Annotated in this window: 24 protein-coding genes and 1 pseudogene; 17 read left to right on the top strand and 8 right to left on the bottom strand. The window is 72.8% G+C overall.

The genetic code is table 11. From position 1 onward, the window contains the following. Positions 1-3: 3 nt before the first annotated feature. Together VHW64_RS06145 and VHW64_RS06140 are read right to left on the bottom strand one after the other, a co-directional pair. Complete coding sequence (locus VHW64_RS06145) at positions 4-1,536, bottom strand: glycerol-3-phosphate dehydrogenase/oxidase (RefSeq protein ID WP_329649634.1); 1,533 nt, start codon at positions 1,534-1,536, stop codon at positions 4-6. Beyond that, complete coding sequence (locus VHW64_RS06140; protein ID WP_329649633.1) at positions 1,533-2,135, bottom strand: TetR/AcrR family transcriptional regulator; 603 nt, start codon at positions 2,133-2,135, stop codon at positions 1,533-1,535. Before VHW64_RS06140 ends, VHW64_RS06145 begins: the two co-directional genes overlap by 4 nt. A 17-nt stretch (positions 2,136-2,152) precedes the next feature. On the opposite strand from VHW64_RS06140, the gene VHW64_RS06135 reads away from it, so the two are divergent. Next, on the top strand, positions 2,153-3,757 hold the full coding sequence (locus tag VHW64_RS06135; RefSeq protein ID WP_329649632.1) for an FAD-binding oxidoreductase: 1,605 nt from the start codon (positions 2,153-2,155) through the stop codon (positions 3,755-3,757). Here the strand turns inward: VHW64_RS06135 and VHW64_RS06130 are convergent. Beyond that, complete coding sequence (locus VHW64_RS06130; protein ID WP_329649631.1) at positions 3,747-4,460, bottom strand: pirin family protein; 714 nt, start codon at positions 4,458-4,460, stop codon at positions 3,747-3,749. The two genes, VHW64_RS06135 and VHW64_RS06130, sit on opposite strands and share 11 nt — an antisense overlap. Before the next feature lie 7 nt (positions 4,461-4,467). Here VHW64_RS06130 and VHW64_RS06125 point away from each other — a divergent pair, with 7 nt between their 5' ends. Continuing rightward, positions 4,468-5,814, top strand: a complete 1,347-nt coding sequence (locus tag VHW64_RS06125) for a GH1 family beta-glucosidase (protein WP_414690460.1) — start codon at positions 4,468-4,470, stop codon at positions 5,812-5,814. A 149-nt stretch (positions 5,815-5,963) separates the two neighbouring features. On the opposite strand, the gene VHW64_RS06120 is transcribed toward VHW64_RS06125, so the two are convergent. Then, on the bottom strand, positions 5,964-7,283 hold the full coding sequence (locus VHW64_RS06120) for a UDP-glucose/GDP-mannose dehydrogenase family protein (RefSeq protein WP_329649629.1): 1,320 nt from the start codon (positions 7,281-7,283) through the stop codon (positions 5,964-5,966). 78 nt (positions 7,284-7,361) lie between these two features. Between VHW64_RS06120 and VHW64_RS06115 the strand changes: the two genes are divergently transcribed. The 7 genes from VHW64_RS06115 to VHW64_RS06085 all read left to right on the top strand — a co-directional run bounded on the left by VHW64_RS06115 (position 7,362) and on the right by VHW64_RS06085 (position 12,642). After that, the gene (locus tag VHW64_RS06115) at positions 7,362-7,820 is read left to right on the top strand and encodes a DUF4396 domain-containing protein (RefSeq protein ID WP_329649628.1); all 459 of its coding nucleotides are present in this window, start codon (positions 7,362-7,364) and stop codon (positions 7,818-7,820) included. 47 nt (positions 7,821-7,867) lie between these two features. Beyond that, the gene (locus tag VHW64_RS06110) at positions 7,868-8,737 is read left to right on the top strand and encodes an ABC transporter substrate-binding protein (protein ID WP_329649627.1); all 870 of its coding nucleotides are present in this window, start codon (positions 7,868-7,870) and stop codon (positions 8,735-8,737) included. Further along, on the top strand, positions 8,734-9,609 hold the full coding sequence (locus VHW64_RS06105; RefSeq protein ID WP_329649626.1) for an amino acid ABC transporter permease: 876 nt from the start codon (positions 8,734-8,736) through the stop codon (positions 9,607-9,609). Before VHW64_RS06110 ends, VHW64_RS06105 begins: the two co-directional genes overlap by 4 nt. Then, positions 9,606-10,379 carry an amino acid ABC transporter ATP-binding protein gene (locus tag VHW64_RS06100; RefSeq protein WP_329649625.1) on the top strand — a complete coding sequence of 258 codons (774 nt, stop codon included), beginning with the start codon at positions 9,606-9,608 and terminating at the stop codon, positions 10,377-10,379. Before VHW64_RS06105 ends, VHW64_RS06100 begins: the two co-directional genes overlap by 4 nt. A 65-nt stretch (positions 10,380-10,444) precedes the next feature. Then, on the top strand, positions 10,445-11,614 hold the full coding sequence (locus VHW64_RS06095) for a CaiB/BaiF CoA-transferase family protein (protein ID WP_329649624.1): 1,170 nt from the start codon (positions 10,445-10,447) through the stop codon (positions 11,612-11,614). A 74-nt stretch (positions 11,615-11,688) separates the two neighbouring features. After that, a complete protein-coding gene (locus VHW64_RS06090) occupies positions 11,689-11,883 on the top strand; it encodes a CsbD family protein (protein ID WP_329649623.1) in 195 nt (64 codons plus the stop codon). 60 nt (positions 11,884-11,943) lie between these two features. Beyond that, on the top strand, positions 11,944-12,642 hold the full coding sequence (locus VHW64_RS06085; RefSeq protein WP_329649622.1) for a CPBP family intramembrane glutamic endopeptidase: 699 nt from the start codon (positions 11,944-11,946) through the stop codon (positions 12,640-12,642). 80 nt (positions 12,643-12,722) lie between these two features. On the opposite strand, the gene VHW64_RS06080 is transcribed toward VHW64_RS06085, so the two are convergent. Both VHW64_RS06080 and VHW64_RS06075 read right to left on the bottom strand, forming a co-directional pair. Then, positions 12,723-13,622, bottom strand: a complete 900-nt coding sequence (locus VHW64_RS06080) for an NAD(P)H-binding protein (protein WP_329649621.1) — start codon at positions 13,620-13,622, stop codon at positions 12,723-12,725. A 28-nt stretch (positions 13,623-13,650) separates the two neighbouring features. Continuing rightward, on the bottom strand, positions 13,651-14,388 hold the full coding sequence (locus VHW64_RS06075; protein ID WP_329649620.1) for a helix-turn-helix domain-containing protein: 738 nt from the start codon (positions 14,386-14,388) through the stop codon (positions 13,651-13,653). A 27-nt stretch (positions 14,389-14,415) separates the two neighbouring features. Between VHW64_RS06075 and VHW64_RS06070 the strand changes: the two genes are divergently transcribed. After that, a complete protein-coding gene (locus tag VHW64_RS06070; RefSeq protein ID WP_329649619.1) occupies positions 14,416-15,654 on the top strand; it encodes an acetyl-CoA C-acetyltransferase in 1,239 nt (412 codons plus the stop codon). Further along, the gene (locus tag VHW64_RS06065; protein WP_329649618.1) at positions 15,651-17,894 is read left to right on the top strand and encodes a 3-hydroxyacyl-CoA dehydrogenase NAD-binding domain-containing protein; all 2,244 of its coding nucleotides are present in this window, start codon (positions 15,651-15,653) and stop codon (positions 17,892-17,894) included. The genes VHW64_RS06070 and VHW64_RS06065 overlap by 4 nt, the downstream gene beginning before the upstream one ends. Here VHW64_RS06065 and VHW64_RS06060 read toward each other — a convergent pair. Continuing rightward, positions 17,849-18,763 carry an aldo/keto reductase gene (locus tag VHW64_RS06060; protein WP_329649617.1) on the bottom strand — a complete coding sequence of 305 codons (915 nt, stop codon included), beginning with the start codon at positions 18,761-18,763 and terminating at the stop codon, positions 17,849-17,851. The genes VHW64_RS06065 and VHW64_RS06060 overlap by 46 nt on opposite strands. Positions 18,764-18,826: 63 nt before the next feature. Between VHW64_RS06060 and VHW64_RS06055 the strand changes: the two genes are divergently transcribed. Further along, on the top strand, positions 18,827-19,174 hold the full coding sequence (locus VHW64_RS06055; protein ID WP_329649616.1) for a DUF6054 family protein: 348 nt from the start codon (positions 18,827-18,829) through the stop codon (positions 19,172-19,174). Here VHW64_RS06055 and VHW64_RS06050 read toward each other — a convergent pair. After that, positions 19,098-20,108, bottom strand: a complete 1,011-nt coding sequence (locus VHW64_RS06050) for an SDR family oxidoreductase (RefSeq protein ID WP_329649615.1) — start codon at positions 20,106-20,108, stop codon at positions 19,098-19,100. The two genes, VHW64_RS06055 and VHW64_RS06050, sit on opposite strands and share 77 nt — an antisense overlap. A 168-nt stretch (positions 20,109-20,276) precedes the next feature. Between VHW64_RS06050 and VHW64_RS06045 the strand changes: the two genes are divergently transcribed. The 5 genes and pseudogenes from VHW64_RS06045 to VHW64_RS06025 all read left to right on the top strand — a co-directional run bounded on the left by VHW64_RS06045 (position 20,277) and on the right by VHW64_RS06025 (position 26,099). Then, positions 20,277-20,987 (top strand): ABC transporter ATP-binding protein, encoded by a 711-nt coding sequence (locus VHW64_RS06045; RefSeq protein WP_329649614.1) that lies wholly within the window; start codon positions 20,277-20,279, stop codon positions 20,985-20,987. Next, a complete protein-coding gene (locus VHW64_RS06040; protein ID WP_329649613.1) occupies positions 20,962-22,527 on the top strand; it encodes a hypothetical protein in 1,566 nt (521 codons plus the stop codon). The genes VHW64_RS06045 and VHW64_RS06040 overlap by 26 nt, the downstream gene beginning before the upstream one ends. A 47-nt stretch (positions 22,528-22,574) precedes the next feature. After that, positions 22,575-23,822, top strand: a complete 1,248-nt coding sequence (locus tag VHW64_RS06035) for an acyl-CoA dehydrogenase family protein (protein WP_329649612.1) — start codon at positions 22,575-22,577, stop codon at positions 23,820-23,822. Further along, positions 23,819-24,547, top strand: a pseudogene (locus tag VHW64_RS06030) (SDR family NAD(P)-dependent oxidoreductase); the annotation flags it as partial. The gene VHW64_RS06035 and the pseudogene VHW64_RS06030, both read left to right, overlap by 4 nt. A 112-nt stretch (positions 24,548-24,659) precedes the next feature. Beyond that, a complete protein-coding gene (locus VHW64_RS06025) occupies positions 24,660-26,099 on the top strand; it encodes a sigma-70 region 4 domain-containing protein (protein ID WP_329649610.1) in 1,440 nt (479 codons plus the stop codon).

The following is a 26,099-nucleotide window of genomic DNA, read 5'->3' as shown; positions in this document are numbered from 1 at the left end:
GATTTAACGAACCGTTGCCCGGGTGAGGGTCAGCGCCCGTCGAGCCGCCGGCTCGGCCCGGCCCCGGTCGCGGTCGCGGAGCCCGACTCGGGTCCGCCGGTCCAGCAGGTCGCCGACGTCGTGGGCCCCCTCGTGGGTGATCCCGAAGAGCAGCTCGGCCAGGGTCACCGCAAGCCCGTCCGCCACCGGCTCGAGCAGCTCCGCGTCGCCCAGGCCCGAGACGTCGCGACCTGAGGCGAGCACGAGCGCGGCATCGGCTCCGAACCTGCGGACGAGCCGGGGCGAGGGCGACTCGGCAGCCAGCCGGGCGAGCTCGGGCCGCGGGGCGGCGCCGGCCAGTGGCAGCCGTGCGGTCGTGCAGGGCCCGGCGTCCAGCCCGCCCTGGCGGCAGGCGGCGTCCACCGCGTCCTGCGCCATCCGGCGGTACGTCGTGAGCTTGCCGCCGACGACCGTGACGACGCCGTCGCCGGAGGTCAGGACGGCGTGCCGGCGCGACAGGTCGGCGGTGCGGCCGGGCGCGCGGAGCAGCGGTCGCAGGCCGGCGTAGGAGCCGACGACGTCCGCGCGCGACAACGGTCGCGCCAGGGCCGCCGACGCGGTCTGGAGCAGGAACTCGACCTCGGCTTCGGTCGGCTCGGGCACGTCGGGCCGCTCGCCCTCGACGGGGACGTCGGTCAGGCCGAGGTAGATCGGACCGTCCTGCTGGGGCACGACGTTGAGGAAGCGGTTGCGCTCGCCCGGGACCGGCACGGTCAGGGCGACGGCGAGCCCGGACAGCGCACCCGGGTCGAGCACGAGGTGGGTGCCCCGGCTCGGCCGCAGCCTCACGGTGTCGACGAGGTCGCCGGACCACACCCCCGCGGCGTTCACGACCGCCCGCGCCGTGACCTCGTGGGTCGTGCCGGTGAGCTCGTCGCGCAGCATCGCGCCGAGCCCGTGCACGGACAGCACCCGGGCGCGGGTGCGCACCTGTGCACCGAGCCGGGCGGCGGTCCGCGCGATCGTGGTGACCAGCCGCGCGTCGTCCTCGAGCTGGCCGTCCCAGGCCAGGATCCCCCCACGCGTGCCAGCCGTGAGCACCGGAGCCAGCCGGCGGCACTCGGTGGCGGAGATCCGCCGCGGTCGCGGCAACGTCTCGCGGGAGGTGCCGGCGGCGATCCGGAGCAGGTCGCCGGCGCGGAAGCCGGCGCCGAGCAGCGCCGCGTCCCGGCGGCGCGTCGCCCCGTCGAGGGGCAGCAGCATCGGGAGCGCGTGGGTGAGGTGCGGCGCCGTCGTCTCCATCAGGATGCCGCGCTCGACCGCGCTCTCGCGGGCCACCGCGACCTGGCCGCTGGCGAGGTAGCGAAGGCCGCCGTGGACCAGCTTGCTGGACCAGCGCGACGTCCCGAACGCTAGGTCGTGGGCATCGACGGCCAGGACCGACAGGCCGCGGGCGGCGGCGTCGAGCGCGCAGCCGGCGCCGGTGACGCCGAGCCCGACGACGAGCACGTCGACCTCGAGCGGAGCGTCGGCGAGACCGGCCCGGATGCGGGTCATGGCGAGACGACGCTGCGGACGAGGTGCTCGAGCTCGTGGTCGAGGTCGGCCTCGCTCACGCTGTCGTCGACCATGGTGTGGGCGCTGAGGACGAAGCCGTGCGTGGCCAGCAGCAGCGCGCGGGCCATCGCGACCGGGTCGCCGTCACGGACGCTGCCGTCCTGCTGCCCCTCGCGCAGCCGCTCGGCAGTGAGCGCGGCGACCGCCTCCTGGCTGCGACCCCGCCGGGTGAGCAGGTAGGGCAGGAGCAGCTGTGGGTCGAGCTCGACGATGCGCACGAACAGCTCGTTGTCGCGCAGCGCGCGAGTCGTCGCCACGACCTGGGCCACGATCCGCGCGGCCGCGTCGGCGGACTCCCCGAGCGCGGCGTCGGTGCCGGCGACGGCGCGGGCCACGACCTCGCCCCACTCGCGGGTCATCAGGTCGCCGAGCACCGCCGGCATGTCCGGCCAGGCGCGGTAGATCGTCATCCGGCTGACCCCGGCCCGGCGGGCGACCTCGGTCAGCGTCGTACGCCGCCAGCCGACGTCGAGGATGCAGGCTCGCGCCGCGTCGAGGTAGGCCGACTGCGCCACGGCGTTGTGACGAAGTGACGACATATGTCACAATGTAACATATGAGCACCGAGATGCACCCGACCCGCTGGGGCGACCCGGCCCGCGCCTCCGCCCTGCCCCAGACGGCTCGCGACCTCGTCGCGCTGGTGTTCCCGGTCGCCGACCGGATGGTCGCCGACGACGCCGCGGTGTCCCTGCCGCCCTCGGTCCTGACCGCGGAGATGCTGGCCGAGCTCGCGTCGGTCGTGGGCCCGGACCACGTCCTGACCGACGAGCGGTCGCGACGACTGCGGGCCGGCGGGAAGTCCACGCCCGACCTGCTGAGGGCCCGCTCCGGAGACGTGAGCCAGCCGCCGGGGGCGGTGGTCAGACCCCAGAGCCACGACGAGGTCCAGGCCGTGCTCGAGATCGCCAGCAGCCACCGGGTCGCCGTCGTCCCCTTCGGCGGAGGGACGTCGGTGGTCGGCGGCCTCGCCGTGCGCCACGAGGGCTACGCCGGAGGCATCAGTCTCGACCTCGGCCGGATGACCCGCCTGCTCGCCGTCGACCCGGTCTCGATGACCGCGACCCTCGAGCCCGGCCTGCGCGGCCCGGACGCGGAGGCGCTGCTGGCCGAGCACGGGCTCACCCTCGGGCACTACCCGCAGTCGTTCGAGTACGCCACCGTCGGCGGCTTCGCGGCGACCCGTTCCAGCGGCCAGTCCTCCGCCGGGTACGGCCGCTTCGACGCGATGGTCACCGGACTCGTCGTGGCCACCCCCGCCGGCCCGGTCGAGCTCGGGCGTGCCCCCGCGAGCGCCGCGGGCCCGGACCTTCGGCAGCTGTTCTTGGGGTCCGAGGGCGCGTTCGGCGTCATCACGGCGGTGACCGTGCGGGTGCGTCCCGCGCCCGAGACCGGGGTCTACGAGGGGTGGCGCTGGGCGACGTTCGACGCGGGGGCCGACGCGATGCGCCGACTGGCCCAGGCGCAGCTCCTCCCGACCGTGCTCCGGCTGTCGGACGAGAGCGAGACCGCGCTCAACCTGGCTGATCCCGACGCCATCGGAGGCGGGGTGGCAGGCGAGTCGGGTGAGGCCGGTGAGTCCGGTGGAGGCAGCCTGATGGTCGTCGGCTTCGAGGGCACCGTGGAGTCCGTGGCGACGCGACGTGCGGCCGTGACCGCGGTGCTCGCCGACCTCGGGGGCGAGCCCGTCGGGGAGGAGCCCGGTCGCCGCTGGCTCGCCGGACGCTTCGACGCGCCGTACCTCCGCGACTCGCTGCTCGACGTCGGGGTGCTGGTCGAGACGATCGAGACGGCGGCGTACTGGTCCGGCCTGCGTCGCACGTACGACGCGGTGAGCGCGGCCCTGCTGGAGGCGCTGGACGGGCCGGCACTGGTGCTGTGTCACGTCTCCCACGTCTACGAGACCGGGGCCTCGCTCTACTTCACCGTCGCTGCGGCCGACGGACCCGACCCCCTGGGCACCTGGGCCGACGCCAGGTCGGCGGCGCTGGATGCGATCGTCGACAGCGGCGCGACCATCACCCACCACCACGGCGTCGGAGCCGACCACCTGCCGTGGCTCGAGGACGAGGTCGGCGCGGTCGGGGTCGAGGTCCTGCGGGCGGTGAAGGCGGCCCTGGACCCCCAGGGCGTGCTCAACCCGGGCGTGCTCATCGCCTGACGGGCGGCTCGTCGAACGCCCACGCCAGGAGCTGCGTCGGGACCGCGGCCGTGACCTCGAGCCGGTGGTCGCCGGTGACCTCGAAGGCGTCGCCGGCAGCCAGCGGCTCGGCCAGGCTCGAGCGTCGCAGGGCACCGGTGACGACGAAGAGGTAGCGCAGCGGCGCCGCGGGCACCGTCACGGACGCTCCCTCGGCGAGGGTGACGATCCGCAGGCCCGCTCCGGGAACGCCGAGGTCGTCCTCGCCCGCGACGAGCACGAGGTCTCCCGAGTCCAGGTCCGGCGTCGTCGTGCGCCGGCTCGGCTCGCCGCCGGGCCGCCCGGGCCGCAGCCACGCCTGGACGAAGCGGACCGGGGCAGCACCGGCCCGCTCGGTGTGCCTGATGCCGGAGCCGGTCCGGGTGACGGCGAGCTCTCCGGCCGGCTGACCCGGGCCGCTCGCGGTGTCGCTCGCGGTGTCGCTCGCGGTGTCGCTGTGCACGAGCGTCCCCGAGACCACCCAGGTGACCAGCACGACGTCCGCGTGCTCGTGCTCGTCGTAGCCCGAACGCGAGGCGAGGAGGTCGTCGTTGAGGGCGAACAGCGGCCCGAACGAGACCCGGCCGGCGTCGTAGAAGGATCCGAACGAGAACGAGTGCCGGGTCTGCCGACCCGGCTCCCGGGTGACGAACCGGTCCATTCCTCGTCGAACGACTACGGTCACCGACACAATGATCCCCGTGCCCCTCCCCCTGCTTCCACCGGGCTTCCGGTTCGGTGCCAGCACCGCGTCATACCAGATCGAGGGAGCGGCCGCGACCGACGGCAAGGGCCCCAGCATCTGGGACACGTTCAGCCATCAGCCGGGCCGGATCGCCGACGGTTCGACCGGCGACGTCGCGTGCGACCACTACCACCGTCTCGACGAGGACCTCGACCTGATGGCCCGGCTCGGTCTGGGCGGCTACCGCTTCTCCATCTCCTGGCCGCGCGTCCTGCCCACCGGCAGCGGCGTGCCGAACTCCGCCGGGCTCGACTTCTACGAGCGGCTCGTCGACGGGCTCCTGGCCCGCGACATCCAGCCGATGGCCACGCTCTACCACTGGGACCTGCCCCAGGAGCTCGAGGACGCCGGCGGCTGGCTGGCCCGCGACACCGTCGAGCACTTCGCGGAGTACGCCGCGCTGGTCGGCGAGCGCCTGTCCGACCGCGTCGAGCACTGGATCCCGGTCAACGAGCCCAACGTCGTGACGATGCTCGGCTATGGCAACGGCGTGCACGCGCCCGGCAAGAACCTGATGTTCGACGCGCTACCGGTCGCCCACCACCTGCTGCTCGCCCACGGCCGCGCCGCGATCGCGCTGCGGGCGGCCGGCGCCGCCAGCGTCGGCTGCGCGAACAACCATGCGCCGATGTGGCCCGCCAGCGACGACGAGGCCGACGTCGGCGCCTCCAAGCTGTTCGACGCGCTGTGGAACGGCATGTTCTCCGAGCCGATGCTCTTCGGCCGCTACCCGCAGGACCTCGCCCCGCTGGTCGCACCCGTCGTCCGCCGCGGGGACATGGCGACGATCCGGCAGCCGCTCGACTTCTACGGCGTCAACTACTACAACCCGATGCGGATCGCGGCGGCCGACGAGGACGCGCCGATGCCCTGGGAGCCGCTGGAGATCGTCGGCTACCCGACCACCGACTTCGGCTGGCCGATCGTGCCCGACGCCCTCCGCGAGTGGCTGATCACCCTGCGTGCCCGCTACCGCGCGGCGTTGCCGCCGATCATCATCACCGAGTCGGGCTGCTCCTACGCCTCGACCCCCGACGCCGACGGCGTTGTCGACGACCAGCAGCGCATCGAGTACCTCGACGCCCACCTGCGCGCCGTCGCCGTCGCCGTCCGTGCCGGGGTGGACGTGCGCGGGTACTACACGTGGTCGCTGCTGGACAACTTCGAGTGGGCCGAGGGCTACCGCCAGCGCTTCGGACTCGTCTACGTCGACTACGACACGCAGGCTCGGATCCCCAAGCGCTCCTTCGACTGGTACGCCGAGACCATCAAGGCCCAGCCCCCCGACAACTGACGCCGACACCGCATCCCAGGTCGGGGTAGTCCCTGACAGAAATGTCGTCGTTTGGGCGGGATGGCGACCGTTCTGTCAGGGACTACCCCGACCTGGGATGCCGTGGTGGGTGACGTCCTGCCGGGTCGGCGCTCTGGTCGGCGCTCTGGTCAGCGCTCTGGGCGGCCGACGGCGCGGGCGGTCCAGCCGGCCGAGCGCCAGGCGTCGAGGTCGAGGACGTTGCGGCCGTCGAAGAGCCGGCGCCGGCTCACGACGTCGTCGAGGTCACCGGGGGTGATCTCGCGGAACTCGGGCCACTCGGTCAGGTGCAGCACGAGGTGGGCGCCCCGGGCGGCCTCGACCGCGGACTCGGCGTACTCCAGGGGCGGGAAGACCCGGGCCGCGGACGCGTTGGCGCGGGGGTCGTAGATGCGGACCCCGGCCCCGCCCAGGTGCAGCTGACCGGCCACCCACAGGGCCGGGGAGTCGCGGACGTCGTCGCTGTCCGGCTTGAACGCCGCGCCCCAGACGCCGACCTGTGCCCCGTCGAGCCGGCCGCCGACCATCGCCGTCGCGACCTTCACCACGCGCTCGCGCTGGCGCTGGTTGATGTCGTCGACGTGACGCAGGAAGCTCATCGCGTCCTCGACGCCGAGCTCGCCGGCCCGGTGGACGAACGCCCGGATGTCCTTGGGCAGGCACCCGCCCCCGAAGCCGATCCCGGCATTGAGGAAGCGGCGCCCGATCCGGTCGTCGTGCCCGATCGCGTCGGCCAGGTCGACGACGTCGGCGCCGGTCGCCTCGCACACCTCGGCCATCGCGTTGACGAAGGAGATCTTGGTGGCCAGGAACGCATTCGCTGCGACCTTGACCAGCTCGGCGGTCGCGAGGTCGGTGACGACGACCGGTGACCCGTCGTCGATCATCGGCGCGTAGAAGTCGCGCAGGACCTTCTCGGCCCGGCCGTCGGCGACGCCGAGGACGATCCGGTCGGGGTGCAGCGTGTCCTGGAGTGCGAAGCCCTCGCGGAGGAACTCCGGGTTCCAGGCGAGCATCGCCTCCGCTCCGGCAGGGGCCAGCTCCGCGAGCGTGAGCGACAACCGCTGCGCCGTACCGACCGGCACCGTCGACTTGCCGACGACCAGGGCGGGCCGGTCCAGGTGGGGGGCCAGCCCTTCGACCGCCGTCACCACCTGACTCACGTCGGCAGCCAGGCTCTCGGGCGACTGCGGTGTGCCGACGCAGAGGAAGTGAAGGTCGGCGAACGCCGCGACGTCGGCGTAGGAGTCGGTGAAGCGGAGCCGGCCGGTGCCGACCGCCGCCGAGAGCATCGCCGCGAGACCCGGCTCGTACATCGGCACCTCGCCCCGGGCGAGTGTCGCGCGCCGTCCGGGGTCGGTCTCCATGCCCAGCACCTCGTGACCCAGATCCGCCATCGCCGCGGCATGGGTGGCTCCCAGATAGCCACATCCGATCACGGAGATCCGCATGGCCCGGAGTCTAGAGAGCCCGTCGCGGCCGGCGGCCGGGGCTTGCGTCCAGATACCCCCCATGGGTATAAAGATGCGATGACCGACAGCTGGCGGATGGCCATCACGGCGACCCGGCACTGCCTGACCGGGTGCGCCCTCGGCGAGATCGCCGGGATGGTCCTGAGCACGTGGTGGGGGTGGGGCAACGCCGCCAACATCGCACTGTCGATCGTGCTGGCCTTCGCCTTCGGCTACACGCTGACCTACACCGGCCTACGACGTGCCGGCGCCGACTGCCGCACGGCCGTGCGCGCCGCGCTGGCCAGCGACACGATCTCGATCCTGACCATGGAGCTGGTCGACAACGTGTTCATCCTGCTCGTGCCGGGCGCGATCTCGGCCGGCCTGGGCGACGCGCTGTTCTGGTGGTCGCTGGTGGTCTCGCTCTCGGTCGCCTTCGTCGCGGCCGTCCCGGTCAACCAGTGGCTGATGGAGCGCGGCAAGGGCCATGCGGTCGTGCACCAGCTCCACGAGGGGCACGCCCACCACCGGTGAGTGGGCGTCCCGCGGCGTAGCCGACCGGGATGGTTAGCATTCCCGGCATGCGCACGCCTCGAACGGCTGCCGTTCTCCTTCCGCTCATGCTCCTCGCGCTCGGGTGCGCGCCGCAGGCAAGCTCGACGGCCACCGACACCTCCAGCACCCCCGCCAACCAGACCCCGGCCGAGTGCGCCCAGGGCAAGACCCTCAAGCCCGGGGTCCTGACCGTGGGCACCGACTCGCCGGCCTACGACCCGTGGTTCCGGCACAACGACCCGACCAACGGCCAGGGCTACGAGTCGGCCGTGGCCTACGCGGTGGCCAAGCAGCTCGGCTTCGCCACCTCGGCGGTCACCTGGACCAAGGTGCCGTTCAACGCGTCGTACGCGCCGGGTCCGAAGCACTTCGACTTCGACATCAACCAGATCTCGATCACCAAGGCGCGCGAGCAGGCGGTCTCGTTCTCCGACGGGTACTACACCGCGGCCCAGGCCTTGGTCGCGCTCAAGGGGTCGCCGGTCTCGAAGGCGACCTCCCTGGCGGACCTGAAGAAGTTCAAGCTGGGTGCCCAGACCGGCACCACGTCGCTGACCGCGCTGCGCGACGACGTCAAGCCCGACAGCGACCCGGTGGTCTTCCAGAACACCAACGACGCCAAGCAGGCACTGCTCAACCACCAGGTCGACGCGATCGCCGCGGACCTGCCGACCGCCTTCTACATCGCCGCGGCGCAGATCCAGGGCTCGGTGATCGTCGGGCAGTTCCAGCAGACGACCGGCACCCCCGAGCAGTTCGGGATGCTGTTCAAGAAGGACAGCTCGCTGGTCAGCTGCGTCAACGAGGCACTGGCGAACCTCAAGGGCGACGGCACCCTGGCGGCGCTCGAGAAGAAGTGGCTGAGCAACACGGTCAACGTGCCCGTCCTGAAGTGAGCGCCGCCAGCGGCCCGGTCGGCGAGACCTGGGAGCCCAGCGTCCGCGAGCTCGAGCGGCGAGCGGTACGCCGTGCCCGGGCGCGCCGCGACATCCTGGTCGCCACCGGTGCTCTCGTCGTGGTCCTCGGGCTGCTGGTCGTCGGCGTCACCTCGGCACCGGGCTGGCCGCGGGTGCACCAGCTGTTCTTCAACTGGGGCGTCGTCAAGGGCTCGTTCCCGCACGTGATCAAGGGCTTCGGCAAGAACGTCGTGATCTTCCTCGTCGCCGAGCCCTGCATCCTGGTCGTCGGCGCCGGGGTCGCCGTGCTGCGCTCGACCACGGCGGCGGTGCTGCTCCCCTTCCGCGTGCTCGCGGTGGTCTACGCCGACGTCTTCCGTGGGATCCCCACGATCCTGCTGGTCTACCTGGCCGGGCTGGGGGTGCCGGCGCTGGAGCTGCGCGGCCTCACGACCAACACCCTCTGGCTCGGCACCGGCGCCCTGGTCGCGTCGTACGGCGCCTACGTGTCGGAGGTGTTCCGCGCCGGCATCGTCTCGATCCATCCCTCCCAGCTGGCCAGCGCCGACACGCTCGGGCTCAGCCGCTGGCAGTCGATGGTCCACGTGATCCTGCCGCAGGCCACGCGCCGGGTCGCCCCACCCCTGCTCAACGACTTCATCTCGTTGCAGAAGGACTCCGCGCTGCTCTCGGTGATCTTCGTCTTCGAGGCGATGTTCTCGGCCCAGGACTACCAGAACTACCACTTCAACTACACGCCGCTGGTCGTGGCCGCCGTGCTCTTCATCTGCCTGACGATCCCGCTGACCCGGTTCACCGACTGGCTCGGCAACCGGATGCTGCGGCGCGAGTTCGCGGGAGTCGTGAAGTGACCGGGGCGGCCGCTGCGCCGGTGGTCCAGCCGTCCGCGGGGGCGCTGCTCGAGGTCACCGGCCTGCGCAAGTGCTACGGCGACAAGGTCGTCCTCCACGACATCGACCTGCGGGTCGACCAGCACGACGTGATCTGCCTGATCGGCTCCTCGGGCTCGGGGAAGTCGACCCTGCTGCGCTGCCTGAACCTCCTGGAGGACGTCGACGACGGCGTCATCGCCTTCGAGGGCCGCGAGATCTCCGACCCTCGGGTCGACCGTCGCGCCGTACGCGCCCGGATGGGGATGGTGTTCCAGGCCTACAACCTGTTCCCGCACATGTCGGTGCTCGGCAACTGCACGCTCGCACCGCGCCGCGTGCACGGCGTACCCAGGGCCGAGGCCGAGCAGCGGGCGCGCGACCTGCTGGCGAGGTTCGGCCTGGCCGACCAGGTGGAGAAGCATCCCGACCGGATGTCGGGAGGTCAGCAGCAACGGGCCGCGCTGGTGCGTGCGCTGTGCACCCAGCCCGTCCTGCTGATGCTCGACGAGATCACGGCCGCGCTCGACCCGGAGCTGGTCGGCGAGGTCCTCACGATCGTCCGCGAGCTGGCCGAGCAGGGGACCACGATGATCCTGGCCACCCACGAGATGGCCTTCGCCCGCGACATCGCCACCAGGGTCTGCTTCCTCGACCAGGGCCGGATCCTGGAGCAGGGCCCGCCCTCGGAGATCTTCAGCTCCCCCCGCGAGGTCCGGACCCGCCAGTTCCTCGCCCGCGTCCTGGGATAGTCCGGCCCGCGCTCGCCCTGCTACGCCGTCCCGGGGCCTGGGACTCCGGCTGGGATGATCGAGGGATGACCGTCCAGCCAGTCCCGCTCGGCGAGGGCACCGGGCCACTGCGCGGCGTCAAGGTCGTGGAGCTGGCCGGGATCGGGCCCGGTCCGCATGCGTGCATGATCCTGGCGGACCTGGGCGCCGACGTGATCCGGGTCGACCGGCCCGGCGGTCAGGCCCTGACCGGCGGCGGACACGACCTGCTCAACCGCGGCCGGCCCAGTGTCGCCCTCGACCTGAAGCATCCCGACGCCGTGGCCACCGTGCTCGACCTCGTCGAGCGTGCCGACGTCCTCGTCGAGGGCCTGCGCCCGGGCACGACGGAGCGACTCGGCCTCGGCCCCGACGACTGCCTGGCGCGCAACCCGCGCCTCGTCTACGGCCGGATGACCGGATGGGGCCAGGACGGTCCGCTCTCCGCTACGGCGGGCCACGACCTGGGCTACATCGCGATCACCGGCGCGCTCCACGGCCTCGGCCAGGACAAGGCCCGGCCACACTTCCCGACCAACCTCGTCGGCGACTTCGGCGGTGGCTCCACCTACCTGGTGATCGGCATCCTCGCCGCGCTCCTCGAGTCGCGCGTCTCCGGTCTGGGGCAGGTGGTCGACGCCGCGATCGTCGACGGCACGGCCCACCTCAACGCGATGGCGACCGGGCTGCTGGCCGGCGGCCTGGTCACCGAGGAGCGCGCGGCCAACCTGCTCGACGGCGGCGCGGCGTACTACGACCTCTACGAGACCGCGGACGGGCGGCACCTCGCGATCGGGGCGCTCGAGCCGCAGTTCTACGACGCGCTGGTGGCGGGGCTCGGCATCGCCGACCACGCACCCGAGCGCACCGATCCCGCACGCCATGACGAGCTGCGTCGCGTCATCGGCGAAGCCGTCCGCGGGCGCACCCAGGCCGAGTGGGTCGAGGTCTTCGACGGCACCGACGCCTGCGTCGCGCCGGTGCTGCCGACGAGCGAGGCGTTCACCCATCCGCACCTCGTGGCGCGCTCGACGTTCGTCGACCACGAGGGCACGATCCAGCCGGCGCCCGCGCCGCGCTTCTCGCGCACGGTCGCCTCTCTGACGACGCCTCCCCCACGGCGGCCGGGTCAGCACACCAGGGCGGCGCTGACTGCCTGGGGAGTCGCCGACGTCGAGGGACTGCTGGCCTCCGGGGCGGCCGCGCAGGTCGACTGACCGGCGCATCCGCGCGGCCGGACGGGGTACGAGCCCGGCGTAGGCAGACAGCCGCCACCACGAGGGGAGTCATCATGGGACTCGACGACAAGCTCCAGAACGAGGGCACCGAGGCCAAGGGCAAGGTCAAGGAGGCCACAGGCTCGGCCACCGGGAACGACGACATGCAGAACGAGGGCAAGGCCGACCAGGGCGAGGCGAAGGTCAAGAAGGCCGGTGAGCACGTCAAGGATGCGGTCGGGAACGTCAAGGACGCCTTCAAGGACTGAGCTCGTCCCCCGCTCGTTCCCCCGCTCGTTCCCCCAGCGCGCCCGCGTAGGGTGACCGGCGTGCTGGCCGGCGTACGACGTCTGGTGCGTCGCACCCTGTGGGAGCAGGTGCCGCGCGACCACCGGCAGTCGCCCGCCGGCCTGTGTCGACGACAGGTCGTCAGCGGCCTCGTGGTGCTGGTCGGAGCGGTCGTGCTCGGGGTGTCGCTGCGGATCGAGCCGGGCAGCCACGCGTTCTATCCCGCCACCCTCGCGCTCGCGGCGATCTGGACGGTGGGCGCCTTCGCGTCCGGTCCGCTGCACCTCGGACGGACCGTCCAGGGCGCCGACCCGGGGCCGCGTCCGGTGCTGGTGCCGCTGGCGTACGGCGTCATCCTGGCGCTGGTCTTCGTCGCCGGCGCGCTCGTCGTCCGGCAGGTGCCGTGGCTCGACCACCAGGTCGGTCACGTCCTCGACCACGCCGACCACGGCTCCGTGCCGCTGCTGGTGGTGATCACCGCCGTCAACGGCGTGGCCGAGGAGCTCTTCTTCCGCGGAGCGTTGTACGCCGCCATCACCCGGCGCCCGGTCGTCGCCACCACCGCGGCGTACGTCGCGGCCACGCTCGCCACCGGCAACGCGATGCTCGCCTTCGCCGCGGTCCTGCTCGGCGCGCTGGTCGGCCTCGAGCGCCGCGCCACCGGGGGGATCCAGGCCCCGGTGATCACCCACGTCACCTGGTCGGTGCTGATGCTGGTGGCGCTGCCCCTGCTCTTCTAGGAAGTGCTGATCAATGGCGCCGTGGCGCGCACCAGGCGGGATCAGCGCTTCCCCAGGCACCACCCGGGTCGGCGGGTCGGTCAGCGCGCGCCGGGGGTGTCCTCGAGGGCTCGGCGGACCGCCTCGGCGTAGGGCAGCGGCTCGCCGGGGACGAGCTCCTCGATCGACCGGTCGGTGACCACCACCTCGGTGCCCATGGAGTCGACCAGGTTGCGCCCGGTCGTGACGTCGACGTCGGTGACCAGCCAGAGCCAGTACGACGAGAGCCGGGGCGTCAGCACCGGGACCCGCAGGATCGGCACCCGGCGGCCGGTGGCGACCTCGGAGGCGACCTCCAGCATCTCCAGATAGCTCATCTGCTCGGGGCCGCCGACCTCGAAGACCCGGCCGTGCGCGCGCTCCTGACCGGCCACGCCGACCAGGTAGCGGATCACGTCGTCGACGGCGACGGGCTGGGTGCGCGTGGACGCCCAGCGCGGCACGATCATGGCCGGCAGGTTCTTGACCAGCTGCCGGGTGAGCTCCCACGAGATGCCGCCACGACCGACGACGATCCCTGCGCGCAGCACCGTCACCGGCACGCCGCCCGCCCCGAGCAGTCCCTCGACCTCGCGGCGGGATCGCAGATGTGGCGAGAGGTCGGTGCCCTCGGCCCCCAGCCCACCGAGATAGACCAGCTGGCGCACGCCCGCCTTCTCGGCCTGCTCGCCGAAGGCCCGGGCCGCGCGGCCGTCCCGCTCGGCGAAGTCGGCCGAGTCCAAGGAGTGCACGAGGTAGTAGGCGACCTCGACACCCTCGAGCACCGACGTCAGGGAGGCGGGGTCGTGGACGTCGCCGCCGACGGGGGTCCCGGGCCCGTCGTAGGCATCGGGGCGCCGCGTCATCGCGCTGACGTCGTAGCCCTGGTCGAGGAGTGCCGGGACCAGCCGGCTGCCGATGAAGCCGGTGGCGCCGGTGACGAGGACTCGGGTGGCCGTCACGGACAGCGACGTACCCGGGCAGCGCAGGTCAACGCGCCCGCTTGGCGATGTTGGCTCGGCGGGTCTGGTCCATCCCGGCCTCGTAGGCTCCGACCAGCGAGGCGATCGAGAGTGGCTTGAGGCGCTCGACGACCTCCTGGATCGTCTCGGGCGAGACGCCCTGCTCCTTGTAGACCGGCCACACCATCGTCCGGAAGAGCTCGTAGAGCTCCTCGGCGATCGCGCGCCCGTGGGCGGCGTACACCTCGGCGGCGGCGCGGGCTGCCTCGATCGGGTAGCCGAGGTCGAGCAGCCCGAGCCCGACGCCGAGCTGGGAGCGGGAGACCTCGTAGCGACCGCGCCGGCCGGCCCGCAGGACCCCGAGGGCCGCGAGGGTCTCGATGTCGGAGGGGCGAAGCCTTCGACCCGCGTGGCGCTCGAGCTCGGAGCGGCTCACGTCGTCCCAGGAGTCCGCCATCCAGGGCGCCAGCATCGTGCGGTGCAGGGCGATGTCCTCGGCGGAGGCGTCGGCCGGGATCCGCGCGACGTAGCGCTCGATGGCCGACAGCGTGAACCCGTGGCCCTGAAGCTCGCAGACCAGCTCGAGCCGCGCGACGTGGTCGGCGGTGTAGAAGCCGCTGCGCCCGCGCCGGATCGGCGGCGGGATGAGGCCCCTGGTGGTGTAGAAGCGCACGTTGCGCACGCTCATCGCGACCCGCTCGGTCAGCTCCTCCAGCGTGAGCAGCGTGACCGTCCCCACAGCGGGGCGGTCTTCCTTGACGACCATGACAGTAAGAGTGTCACAATCGTGGGTATGGCTCCATCCTCCGCACAGACTCCCCAGGAAGCGTTCGTCTACGACCACCTGCGCACCCCTCGGGGGAAGGGGAAGGCGGTCGGCTCGCTGCACGAGGTGAAGCCGGTCGACCTGATGGTCGGCCTGCTCCAGGAGGTGCAGACGCGCAACCCCTCGCTGGACCCCTCCCGCGTCGACGACGTCGTGCTCGGCGTCGTGACGCCGATCGGGGAGCAGGGCGGTGACATCGCCAAGACCGCCGCGCTGGCGGCCGGCTATCCCGAGACCGTCGCCGGCGTCCAGCTCAACCGCTTCTGCGCCAGCGGCCTGGAGGCGGTCAACCAGGCGGCCGCGCGCATCCGCAGCGGGTTCGAGGACCTGATCCTGGCCGGCGGGGTCGAGTCGATGAGCCGGGTGCCGATGGGCTCCGACGGCGGCGCGTGGGCGGCCGACCCCGCGACCGCGCTGACGACGGGCTTCGTGCCGCAGGGCATCGGCGCCGACCTGATCGCCACGCTCGAGGGCTGGGACCGGGCCGACGTCGACGCCTACGCCGCCGAGTCCCACCACCGGGCCGCGAAGGCCTGGGCCAACGGCTACTTCGCCGAGGCGGTCGTGCCGGTCACCGATCCCAACGGCCTCACCGTGCTCGGGCACGACGAGCTGATCCGGCCGGACACGTCGGTGGAGGGCCTGGCCGGCCTCAAGCCGAGCTTCGCCTCGATCGGCCGGGACGCCGGCTTCGACGACGTCGCGCTGGAGAGGTACCACTGGGTCGAGCGCATCGACCACGTCCACCACGCCGGCAACTCCTCGGGCATCGTCGACGGCGCTGCCCTGGTCGCGATCGGCTCGCAGCAGGTCGGCGAGCAGCTCGGCCTGACGCCGCGCGCGCGGATCGTGATGACCGCTGTGTCGGGCGCCGACCCGACCATCATGCTCACGGGACCGGCTCCGGCCGCCCGCAAGGCCCTGGCCAAGGCCGGTCTCGAGGTGGGCGACATCGACCTGTGGGAGATGAACGAGGCCTTCGCCGCGGTCGCCATGCGGTTCATGAGGGACATGGGCATCACCCACGAGGTCACCAACGTCAACGGCGGCGCGATCGCGATGGGGCATCCCCTGGGAGCCACCGGCGCGATGCTGCTCGGCACCCTGGTCGACGAGCTCGCCCGCCGTGACCTACGCCGGGGGCTCGCCACCCTGTGTATCGGTGGCGGCATGGGAGTCGCGACGATCGTGGAGCTGACCCGATGACCCACACCCAGAGCCAGACCCAGGGCCAGCCGCAGGGCCAGCAGACGTCCGTCCGCTACGAGCGCGACGCCGACGGCATCGTCGTGCTGACCCTGGACGACCCGACGGCCAGCGCGAACACCATGAACGAGCTCTACCAGCGCTCCATGCACGAGGCGGTCGACCGGCTCTACGACGAGCAGGACGAGGTCACCGGCGTGGTGGTCACCAGCGCCAAGAAGACGTTCTTCGCCGGGGGGAACATCGGCCTGATGATGCGGGCCACGCCGGACGACGCCCCGTCGCTGTTCGCCGGGATCGAGGCCATGAAGGCCGACCTGCGCCGGCTGGAGAGGCTGCCGCGCCCGGTGGTGGCCGCGATCAACGGCGCCGCCCTCGGCGGTGGCTTCGAGATCGCCCTGGCGTGCAACCGCCGGATCGTCGCCGACGACCCCGCCGCGGTCGTCGGCCTGCCCGAGGCGACCCTCGGGCTGCTGCCCGGAGGCGGCGGCGTCACCCGGGTGACCCGGATGCTCGGCCTCCAGTCGGCCCTGATGGACGTGCTCCTCCAGGGCACCCGCTTCAAGCCGCACGACGCGAAGGCCAAGGGGCTGGTCGACGACGTGGTCCTGCCCGACGACCTGGTCACGGCCGCGAAGGGCTGGGTCCTCGAGCACCGCGACGACCCCGACGCGAGCACCAACCCGTGGGAGCGCGAGGGCTACCGGATGCCGGGCGGCACCCCGCAGTCACCCAAGCTGGCTGCGTTCCTCCCGGCGTTCCCGGCGCTCCTGCGCCAGCAGACCAAGGGTGCCGTCTACCCCGCCCAGCGGGCGATCCTGTCCGCGGCCGTCGAGGGCGCCGGCGTCGACTTCGAGACCGCGAGCCGGATCGAGAGCCGATACCTGACCAGGCTGATCGTCGGCCAGAACTTCAAGAACATGGCCCAGGCCTTCTTCTTCGACCTCCAGGCCATCAACGCCGGCCGGCTCCGGCCCGCTGGCTTCGAGAGGTTCACCGCCACCAAGGTCGCCGTGCTCGGGGCCGGGATGATGGGTGCCGGGATCGCCTACACCTGCGCCCGCGCCGGCATGGCCGTCGTCCTCAAGGACGTCTCGGCCGAGGCCGCCGAGCGGGGCAAGGGCTACAGCGAGAGGCTCAACGCCAAGAGCGTCGAGCGTGGCCGGCTCTCGGAGGAGAAGAGCCGGGAGATGCTGGCCCGGATCACGCCGACCGCCGAGGCCGCCGACCTCGCCGGCTGCGACCTGGTGATCGAGGCGGTCTTCGAGGACCCCTCGCTCAAGCACCAGGTCTTCGCCGAGGTGCTGCCCCACATCGACGCCGACGCGCTGTTGTGCTCGAACACCTCGACGCTGCCGATCACCGAGCTCGCCACCGGCGTCGACCGGCCGGGCGACTTCATCGGCCTGCACTTCTTCAGCCCCGTCGACAAGATGCCGCTGGTCGAGATCATCCGTGGCGAGCAGACCTCCGACGCCGCGCTGGCCAAGGCCTACGACGTCGTCCTCCAGATCCGCAAGACGCCCATCGTCGTGAACGACAGCCGCGGCTTCTACACCTCGCGGGTCATCGGCACGATGGTCAACGAGGGCCTGGCGATGCTGGCCGAGGGCGTGGCCCCGATGTCGCTGGAGCGCGCGGCGACGCAGGCGGGCTATCCCGTCGGCCCGCTCCAGCTGACCGACGAGCTCAACATGGACCTGGTCGCGAAGATCGCCGCCGCCGCCCGCGCCGCCTCCGAGCGCGACGGCACGCCGTACGACGAGGACCCCGGCACGGCCGTGGTCGCCACGATGATCGGGCTCGGACGCCCGTCGAGGCTGAAGGGCGCCGGGTTCTACGACTACGCCGACGGCCGGCGTACCCACCTGTGGTCGGGCCTGGCCGAGGCCTTCCCCGTCGCCGACGAACAGCCTCCCTTCGCCGACGTGAAGGACCGGATGATGGTGATCGAGGCGCTGGAGACGGCGGCATGCCTCGAGGAAGGGGTCATCGAGTCCGCGGCAGCCGCGAACATCGGGTCGATCATGGGCATCGGCTTCCCCGCCAACTCCGGCGGCGCCGCGCAGTTCATGACCGGCTACCAAGCCGTCGACGAGCACGGCGAGGGCGTCGGCCCGATCGGCCTCGAGGCGTTCCTGGCCCGTGCCGACGAGCTCGCGGACCGCTACGGCGAGCGGTTCCGGCCCACGGCCTACCTCCGGGACCTGGCGGCGAAGGGCTCGGGCTTCCCTGCCTGACGCCTTCGGCTCCGTCCCGGCTCCGGCTCCGGCCCCGGCCCGGCTCCGGCTTGGAGAAAACGCGGAAGAACGACGCGCGTGCTCGGCGTGTCGTTGTCGTTCGCTCGCGTTTTCTCGCCCGGGGCGACCTGGTGCGGGCTGACACCGCGAGCCTCCGCGACGTCGGCGATCGCCGGGTGCTCCTCGGCCAGCTGCTTGGCGTTGCTCAACCCGCCCAGTGGGCTCCAGGGCAGGAACGCCGGACCGAGCTCCTCGCAGACGTCGATCTCGGGGCGGCTGCTGCGGAAGCGTGGCGAGAACTGGTTCCGCACACTGACGAGACGGTCGCCCAGGACCTGGTGTGCGGATCTGATCTGCCGCTCGTCGGCGTTCGACAGCCCGATCATCGCGACCTTCCCGGAGTCCGCGATCGCGCTCAGGGTCTCGATGACGTCGTCGTCGGCGACGTCCGGGTCCGGACGATGGTGCTGCCACAGCGTCAGCTGCTCGACCCCGAGTCGCGCCAGGCTGTCGTCGACCGCGCGCACCAGGTGCGAGCGAGAGCTGTCGGTCGACCACTCCCCGCCGTCGGTGCGGACGTGGCCGCCCTTCGTCGCCAGCACCACGCGATCGCGAACGCCGAGCTCGTCGAGCAGGGAGGCGATAAGCCGCTCGTTCTCTCCCTGGGCGCCCGCTCCCAGCACGGAGCCGGGCCCGTAGGCGTCGGCGGTGTCGAAGAAGGTGACCCCGGACTCCAGGGCTGCCGTGACGGTGGCGGCGAGCTGGTCGCGGGGTTGGGAGCCGGACTGGTCGAAGGTCATCAGACCCAGCCCGACGGCGCCCACCTCGAGCCGTCCGACGGTGTCGTTGCCGATGGTCCTGGTGCGCATGCCTCGGCGTACCCCCGGAGCAACCTCGGTCATTCGCCGAGCTCGGGCCACTACGGTGACCGCATGGCGCAGTACCAGATCCAGCTCCAGGGCGACGTCGAGGAGCTGGTCGCCCATCTGGACCAGCAGATCCTGCGTGGCAGCGTCAGCGCCAACATCGAGGACGGGTCGGATCTCCGGCTCGGGGACGCGCGCATGGTCGTGCGCGTCTACGAGCGCTACAGCGCCTTCGGTGGCAACCGGGTGAGCCTGGGCATCAGCATCCTCGCGGTCGCCGGCCAGCTGGCGGTCGCGGCGATCACCGCCGGCGGCAGCCAGGCGATGTTCTTCAAGATCAACACCGTCGGCGAGCAGAGCTTCCTGTCCAAGGCGGTCGAGGCGCTCCAGAGCTTCCCCGGCGCCCACGGCTGAGGGCCCTGTCGGCACCTGCCACCGTCCGATCGGGGCGCGGAAGGAAGTGCCGCCGCAGCTCGTGGGCGTAGGTGCGGCCCAGTGAGTCGCCGTTGCGCGCGATCCACTCGGTGATGCTCGTCGCGCCGGTCGAGGGTGCGTCGGAGTCGGCGAGGCCGTCGGCCATGGCGAGGTACTCCTCGCGGGTGAGGAGCGTGTCGCGCAGGACCCGGCCCAGCGCCCAGGTGACGGCGGGGAAGGCGCGGCCCGGAACCGGGGCGAACCTGGTGTGGCTGCCCGTCGCCGTGCGGAGGTGGCCGAGCAGGTCGACGAAGGCCAGTGACTGCGGACCGACGGCGTCGGTCGTGGTCGTGCCCTCCTCGTCACCGAGGTCGGCCATCAAGGTGGCGAGGTCGGCGACGTGGATCCCCCGCACCCGGTAGTCGCCGCCACCGCCGACCAGCATCACCGGGAACCGGCGCATCAGCCAGGCGATGTTGTTGATCAGCACCCCCTCGCCGCCGAACAGGATCGCCGGACGCACGACCGCGTGGGAGACACCGCAGGCCGCCAGGCTGCGCTCGACCCGGCCCTTCCCGCGGAAGTAGGCGTACGGCGAGGCGACGTCCGCGTGGGTGATCGAGACGTGGACGATGCGACGCACTCCCGCCTCTGCCGCGGCCTCGAAGAGGCGCGCGGAGGCCTCGACGGCGGCGTCGAAGGTGACCTCTCCGTGGGGGAAGCGCACCCAGTAGGTGTTGTAGAGGACGTCCACGCCGGTCAGCGACCGGCGTAGCGCGTCGGGGTTCGTGAGGTCCAGCGGGTGCACCTCCATGCCGAGCGCCTCCGGGGCCGGGTGGTTGGTCAGGGTCCGCACGGCCCGGCCACGCCGCCGCAGCTCGGCGGCGACGGCGGCGCCGGAGTAGCTGAACGCACCGGTCACGACGTCGCGCATGGCGTACCTCCGAAGGCTGAGTTTGAGCGAGCGCTCAATTCCTAGGAAACCACGATTTGAGCGATCGCTCAAGTCTCCGGAGGCATCCGCTCGGCCCGGCGCTCACGGATGGGGACGGACTTTGCCCGTTCCGGAGTCAGGACGCCGAACGGTTGAGAGGATTCTCGGGTGACCCAACCCCCTGTCGTCGACGTGCGCGGCCTGCACGTGCGCTTCGGCGAGGTCGAGGCCGTGGCCGGCATCGACCTCGAGGCGTACGCCGGCCAGGCGACCGCGCTGCTCGGGCGCAACGGCGCCGGGAAGTCGACCACCATGCGCGTCCTGGCCGGAGTGGTGCCGCCGACCGCGGGCAGTGTCACCGTCGCCGGCCTCGACATCCGCACCCAGACCCTGGCCGTCAAGCAGCTCACCGGCTACTGCCCCGACGTCGGCGGCCTGGTGCCCCGGGCGACGCCCTGGGAGCACCTCCAGCTCAGCGCCCGGCTGCGCCGTCTCACCGGCTGGGAGGAGCGGGCCCGCGACCTCCTCGAGCGCTTCGAGCTCGGCGACGTGATGAACCGGGTCACCGGCGGCTTCTCCCACGGCATGGGCCGACGCCTCTCCGTCGTCCTCGCGGCGATGCACCGGCCCCAGGTCCTGCTGCTCGACGAGCCCTTCGACGGTGTCGACCCGATCGGCGTCGAGGCGACCTTCGAGGTCATCGCGGACGCGCGCGCTCGTGGCGCCACCATCTTGCTCTCGACCCACCTACGCGAGCTCGCCGTCCAGGCCTGCGGGACCGCCCTGGTCCTGCGCGGCGGATCGCGCGTCGCAGCGGTCGACGCGGAGGGGATGTCCGGCGAGGAGGGGGCACGTGCCTACCGCGCTCTCCTCGACTGACGAGCCCACGCCGTACGCCGCGCCAGGTCGGGTCGCCGCCGCCCGTCGGGCCGTGGGCGACGTCGCGATCCTGTTCCAGTTCCGTCGTCACGCCGTCCGCCGTCGCCACCTCGCGCGGGTCCTGTCGCTGGTCTTCTGCGCCATCACGCTCGGAGCCGCGGCCGTCCCGGCGCTCTGCCCGGGCGCGGGCGAGAGCGTGGGCACCCATGCCTTCGACATCCGGCTGCTGCTGCCCTCGGCCTGGGCCGGGATCCTGGTGCTCAACATGGCCTCGGCCATCGCCTCGGGCGGCGGCCGCGAGCTGATCTCGCGCGAGGAGGCCGCGCCGTACCCCGTCAGCCCGACCACCGACCACCTCGGCGCGCTCGTGCTCGCGCCGCTCAACATCGCCTGGATGGTCCAGGCCTGGATCCTGCTCGGCTCGGTCTCCTACTCGATGCCCGGCAACCGCGTCGTCGGGTCCGAGATCCTCACCCTGCTCTGGCTGGTGTTCAGCACGTCGGCCGCGCAGGTGGTCGCGTGGGCGGTCGAGGCGGTCCGCCGCGGTGCGCACGGCATCGCCATCACGCGGACCCTGCTGGTCTGCCTCGGCGCCGGCGCCGGCGCGATCCAGGTGTCGGGCAACGCGACGCACCTTCTCGACCAGGTGCCGACGCGATGGTTCATCGTCGGCGCGATCGACGGCTGGACCTGGCGCTGGGCGGCCTCGGTCGCCGTCCTCGCGGTCGCGACCGTCGTCGCGGTGGCGCTCGGCGCCGTCCCGACCCACCTCGCCGCGCGGCGCCTGCCCCGCGACGAGGCGCGGATGGAGACCGACCAGCACGCGCCGCGGCCGATGCCGCGCAGTGTCCTGGGCATCTTGATCCGCACCGACCGGGCCTCGGTGTGGCGCTCGGTGCCGATGCGTCGGGGCGTGCTGGTGCTGGCCGTCGGTCCGGGCCTGGTGGCGCTGGCCGGCGACCTCAAGTGGTCCCAGATGACGATCCTCCCGGGGCTGGTCGCCTCGGGTGGCGCGCTGCTGTTCGGCGTGAACGCCTGGTGTCTGGACGGTCGTGGAGCCCTGTGGCGCGAGAACCTGCCCGCTCCCGCGACGGCGCTGTTCGACGCCCGGATGCTGGTGCTGGGGGAGTTCCTCGCCGTCGCCTCGCTGATCACGGTCGTGGTCGGCGGGCTCCGAGCCGGGCTGCCCACCAGCTACCAGCTCGCGGCGCTGCTGTGCACGATCCTCGTCGTCACCGTCCAGGTCGTCGGAGGCGCCCTGCGCTGGTCGCTGGCCCATCCCTACCCGGTGAACCTCCGCTCGGCCCGGGCCACCCCGGCGCCACCCGCGGCGATGGTGGGGTACTCCGCCCGGCTGGCGACGAGCACGACGTTCACCAGCCTGCTGTTCTCCGGGTGCGCCCACGTACCGGACTGGCGGCTGCCGGTGATCGTCGCGCTCCCCTGCCTGCTCTGGTCGGGCCTGCGCCTGGCCGGCACCCGTCAGCGCTGGCAGGACCCGGTCACCCGGGCTCGGGTCGTCGCGACCGTGGCGGCGTAGCACCGCGCGGCACTCCGGGGCTCCGGGACGCGAACTAGGCTCCCGTCATGGACTTCGCGCCGTCGCCCCGGGCCGCCGAGCTCACCGCGCGGGTGGCCGAGTTCATGGCGACCGAGATCGCGCCGGTGGAGCCGGCGTACCACCGCGACCTCGCCGAGGCCCGCCGCGCTGGCGACCCGTGGACGCCGTTGCCGGTCCTGGGCGAGCTCAAGGCGAGGGCGCGAGACCTCGGTCTGTGGAACCTGTTCCTGCCGCGCGAGCACGCGGGGGAGTACGCCGCGCGGTTCGGCACCGACGGCGGCGAGGGGCTGTCGAACCTCGACTACGCGCCGCTGGCGGAGCAGATGGGCCGATCCGCGATCGCGCCGCTGGTCCTCAACTGCAACGCCCCCGACACCGGCAACATGGAGGTGCTGCTCCGCTACGGCTCCGCCGAGCAGCGCGAGGCCTGGCTGGAGCCGCTGCTCGAGGGCCGGATCCGCTCGGCGTTCACGATGACCGAGCCCGACGTCGCGTCGTCGGACGCCACCACGATGGCGGCGACCTGCGTGGTCGAGGGCGACCAGGTCGTCGTCAACGGCCGCAAGTGGTGGTCGACCGGGGTGGGCAACACCGAGTGCAGGATCCTGGTCTTCATGGGCGTCACCGACCCCGACGCCGACCGCCACCGTCGGCACTCGATGGTCCTGGTGCCGGTGGACACACCGGGGGTCGAGGTGGTGCGGATGCTCAGCACGATGGGGCTGTACGACGAGCCGCTGGGGCACGGCGAGGTGTCGTTCACCGACGTCCGGGTGCCGCTGGGCAACGTGATCGCGGGGCCCGGCGAGGGGTTCGCGATCGCGCAGGGCAGGCTCGGTCCCGGCCGGATCCACCACTGCATGCGGCTGATCGGGCTCGCCGAGCTCGCGCTGGAGCTGGCCTGTCGCCGTGGTCTGGAGCGGACGGCGTTCGGCCGGCCGCTGGTCGACCTCGGCGGCAACCGCGAGCGGATCGCCGAGGCCCGGATCGCGATCGACCAGGCCCGGCTGCTGGTGCTGCACGCCGCCTGGAGGCTCGACCAGGGCGGACCGGCGGGCGCCCTCGCGGAGGTCTCGGCGATCAAGGTCGCGGTGCCGACCATGGCCCAGCAGGTCATCGACATGGCCGTGCAGCTGCACGGCGGCGGCGGCATGTCCGACGACTTCCCGCTCGCCGCGGCGTTCGTCAACGCCCGCGCGCTGCGCCTGGCAGACGGTCCCGACGAGGTGCACCGCGCGCTCGTCGCCCGGCTGGAGCTCGGCAGATACTCGTGAGGGTCCTCGTCACCGGCACCGCCTCCGGTCTGGGCGAGGCGCTCACGAGGGCCTATCGACAGCGCGGCGACGACGTCCTCGCGACCGACGTCGCCGGGTCGGGCGAGCTCGGGTCCGGCGCGGGTGCGGACTCCTCGACGACGGCCCGGCTCGACATCACCTCCGATGACGACTGGGCGGCTGCCCGGAGCTGGGTGGACGAGCACTGGGGCGGCCTGGACGTGCTCGTCAACAACGCGGGCGTCGCCGGCGGGGGCCGCATCGACATCGCCGGCATCGACGAGTGGCAGTGGATCGTGGACGTCAACCTGCTCGGCGCCGTGCGCGGCTGCCGGACCTTCGTGCCCGTCCTCAAGCGGCAACGGTCGGGCACGATCGTGAACGTCGCGTCGCTGGCTGGCCTGGTCCACCCGGCCGGGATGGCGTCGTACAACGCCGTCAAGGCGGGCGTCGTGGCGCTGACCGAGACCCTCGGCCACGAGCTCGCGGCCTACGGCGTCCGGACCCACGTCGTGTGCCCGTCGTACTTCCGGACCAACCTGCTCGCCTCGCTCCGGGGCGCCGACCGGGCACTCGGCGCGGTCGTGACCCGGCTCGTCGAGACCGCGCCGTTCACCGCCGACCAGGTCGCCGCCGCGGTCCTGGCCGGGGTCGACGCCGGCGACGAGCTGATCCTCCCGGACCCGGTGGCACGTGCGGCTCACGAGCAGAAGCTGCACGACCGGCCTGCCTACGACGCCCAGCTGCGGCGGCAGGCCGCCGCACTCGACGAGCTCGACCGATGACGGTCCCGTCGGTTCCTCTCCTCCGGCGTCGTTCCTGGGGCATCGTGGTCTCATGACGGCCGGGTACGACGAGTGGGCGGCGGCGCGCACGCCGGCCCTGCTCGCCTTCGCCCTGGCCCTGACCGACGACGTGGCGACGGCCAACGCAGGCGTGGCCCGTGCCCTGGCCCGGACGCGTGCGGCCTGGCCACGGGTCTCGCGCGACGACCCCGACCTCGTGGCGCGGCGCCACGTCCTGCGGGTCTGCTCGAGCAGCCGGCGCGCCGCCGGGGTGCTGCGGCTGCTCGAAGAGCGCTCCGACGCCGAGATCGCGGAGATCCTGCACTGCTCGGAGTCGGCCGCGCGGCGCCACGTCGAGCGAGGTCTGGCCGAGCTGTCCGCGGCTGGCAGGGGCGGGACGGACCCGATCACGGGCGACCCCCCGAGGGCGATGCTCGGCGCATCCTCGGTCGCCCTCGTCTCGCCGTCGCCCCCGGTGCTCACCGGCGGCACCGGTCGCTCTGCCCCGCCGCGACGCCACCGCGGACCGTGGCTCGCGGCCGGCGCGGTGCTGCTGCTGGTCGGAGGCGTCGCCCTGGTCGCCCACGAGACGCGCACCCCCGGCGGGGTGATCAGCTATCCCAGGGTGTCGGTGCCGGACACGTGGCGCTACGAGTCCTACGCCGGCGTCCAGCTCGAGGTCCCCGACACCTGGGGTTGGGGCGGCGCCCCGATCCGGGCGTCGTACTTCGAAGGCCCGCGCCACCTCGGGTCGTGCGGCGCCAACCAGGCCGCCGTGCTCTCGCCGGCCGACCACTCGTCGTACGTCTCGCCGTTGACGCGGTTCGTCGGACGCCCGGCGATGGTGGCCGCGACCTGCACCGAGTGGGGTTCGGACGGCACCCTGCCCGAGGGCGAGGCCGTGTGGTTCGGCTCCCCGCTGAAGGCCGGCGTCAAGGACCTGCCCGGCACCGTCGCGGAGACCCGCCAGGTCGGCGCCCAGCGGGTGACCGTGTTCGCGCCCGGATCGGCCCTGCGCCGCCAGATCCTCGGGACGGCGCAGTCCGTCGACGTGGACGGGCATGGCTGTCCCACCCAGGTCGTGGCGCGGCCGACAGCGGGCCCGACCGGTCTCCGGCCGACCTCGATGTCGGTGTGCGTCTACTCCCAGGACACCGGCGTCGCGATGCTGCTGTACTCCACCAGCGTCTCGGCAACCGCCGCGCGGAGGTACGCCGAGGGGGTCGCGTCGGCGACGTCCGCGTCCGGGGGCTCCTCGTGCCTGACGCCCAGCGGCCAGTGGGTCGCGCTCGGTCTGCACGACCGGCGGGGGACGCGCTGGGACGTCGCGAACCTGCGGTGCGACCGACTCCAGCTCGCCGGCGAGAGGACCGCGGGTCTCACGGTGGCAACCGTGCGGGACTGGGCCGTGGCGGGCGTGCCGGCGTACGTCGTGGCACCGAGGGGCGGGCACGCCCTGGACGACCTCCTCCGGGCGCCCCGGCCATACTGA

Source organism: Nocardioides sp., from assembly GCF_036267815.1.
Taxonomy (GTDB): Bacteria; Actinomycetota; Actinomycetes; order Propionibacteriales; family Nocardioidaceae; genus Nocardioides.
The sequence above is the reverse complement of the archived record's forward strand: the minus strand, read 5'-3'. Positions and strand labels throughout refer to the sequence as shown.

Bases quoted from the DNA above. Each gene is read 5' to 3' on its own strand.
- VHW64_RS06120 (WP_329649629.1), bottom strand. From the start codon at position 7,283: ATGCGGATCTCCGTGATCGGATGTGGCTATCTGGGAGCCACCCATGCC.
- VHW64_RS06110 (WP_329649627.1), top strand. From the start codon at position 7,868: ATGCGCACGCCTCGAACGGCTGCCGTTCTCCTTCCGCTCATGCTCCTC.
- VHW64_RS06075 (WP_329649620.1), bottom strand. From the start codon at position 14,388: ATGGTCGTCAAGGAAGACCGCCCCGCTGTGGGGACGGTCACGCTGCTC.
- VHW64_RS06025 (WP_329649610.1), top strand. From the start codon at position 24,660: ATGACGGCCGGGTACGACGAGTGGGCGGCGGCGCGCACGCCGGCCCTG.
- VHW64_RS06140 (WP_329649633.1), bottom strand. From the start codon at position 2,135: ATGTCGTCACTTCGTCACAACGCCGTGGCGCAGTCGGCCTACCTCGAC.
- VHW64_RS06135 (WP_329649632.1), top strand. From the start codon at position 2,153: ATGAGCACCGAGATGCACCCGACCCGCTGGGGCGACCCGGCCCGCGCC.
- VHW64_RS06035 (WP_329649612.1), top strand. From the start codon at position 22,575: ATGGACTTCGCGCCGTCGCCCCGGGCCGCCGAGCTCACCGCGCGGGTG.
- VHW64_RS06065 (WP_329649618.1), top strand. From the start codon at position 15,651: ATGACCCACACCCAGAGCCAGACCCAGGGCCAGCCGCAGGGCCAGCAG.
- VHW64_RS06145 (WP_329649634.1), bottom strand. From the start codon at position 1,536: ATGACCCGCATCCGGGCCGGTCTCGCCGACGCTCCGCTCGAGGTCGAC.
- VHW64_RS06055 (WP_329649616.1), top strand. From the start codon at position 18,827: ATGGCGCAGTACCAGATCCAGCTCCAGGGCGACGTCGAGGAGCTGGTC.
- VHW64_RS06115 (WP_329649628.1), top strand. From the start codon at position 7,362: ATGACCGACAGCTGGCGGATGGCCATCACGGCGACCCGGCACTGCCTG.
- VHW64_RS06090 (WP_329649623.1), top strand. From the start codon at position 11,689: ATGGGACTCGACGACAAGCTCCAGAACGAGGGCACCGAGGCCAAGGGC.
- VHW64_RS06095 (WP_329649624.1), top strand. From the start codon at position 10,445: ATGACCGTCCAGCCAGTCCCGCTCGGCGAGGGCACCGGGCCACTGCGC.
- VHW64_RS06060 (WP_329649617.1), bottom strand. From the start codon at position 18,763: ATGCGCACCAGGACCATCGGCAACGACACCGTCGGACGGCTCGAGGTG.
- VHW64_RS06070 (WP_329649619.1), top strand. From the start codon at position 14,416: ATGGCTCCATCCTCCGCACAGACTCCCCAGGAAGCGTTCGTCTACGAC.
- VHW64_RS06125 (WP_414690460.1), top strand. From the start codon at position 4,468: ATGATCCCCGTGCCCCTCCCCCTGCTTCCACCGGGCTTCCGGTTCGGT.
- VHW64_RS06050 (WP_329649615.1), bottom strand. From the start codon at position 20,108: ATGCGCGACGTCGTGACCGGTGCGTTCAGCTACTCCGGCGCCGCCGTC.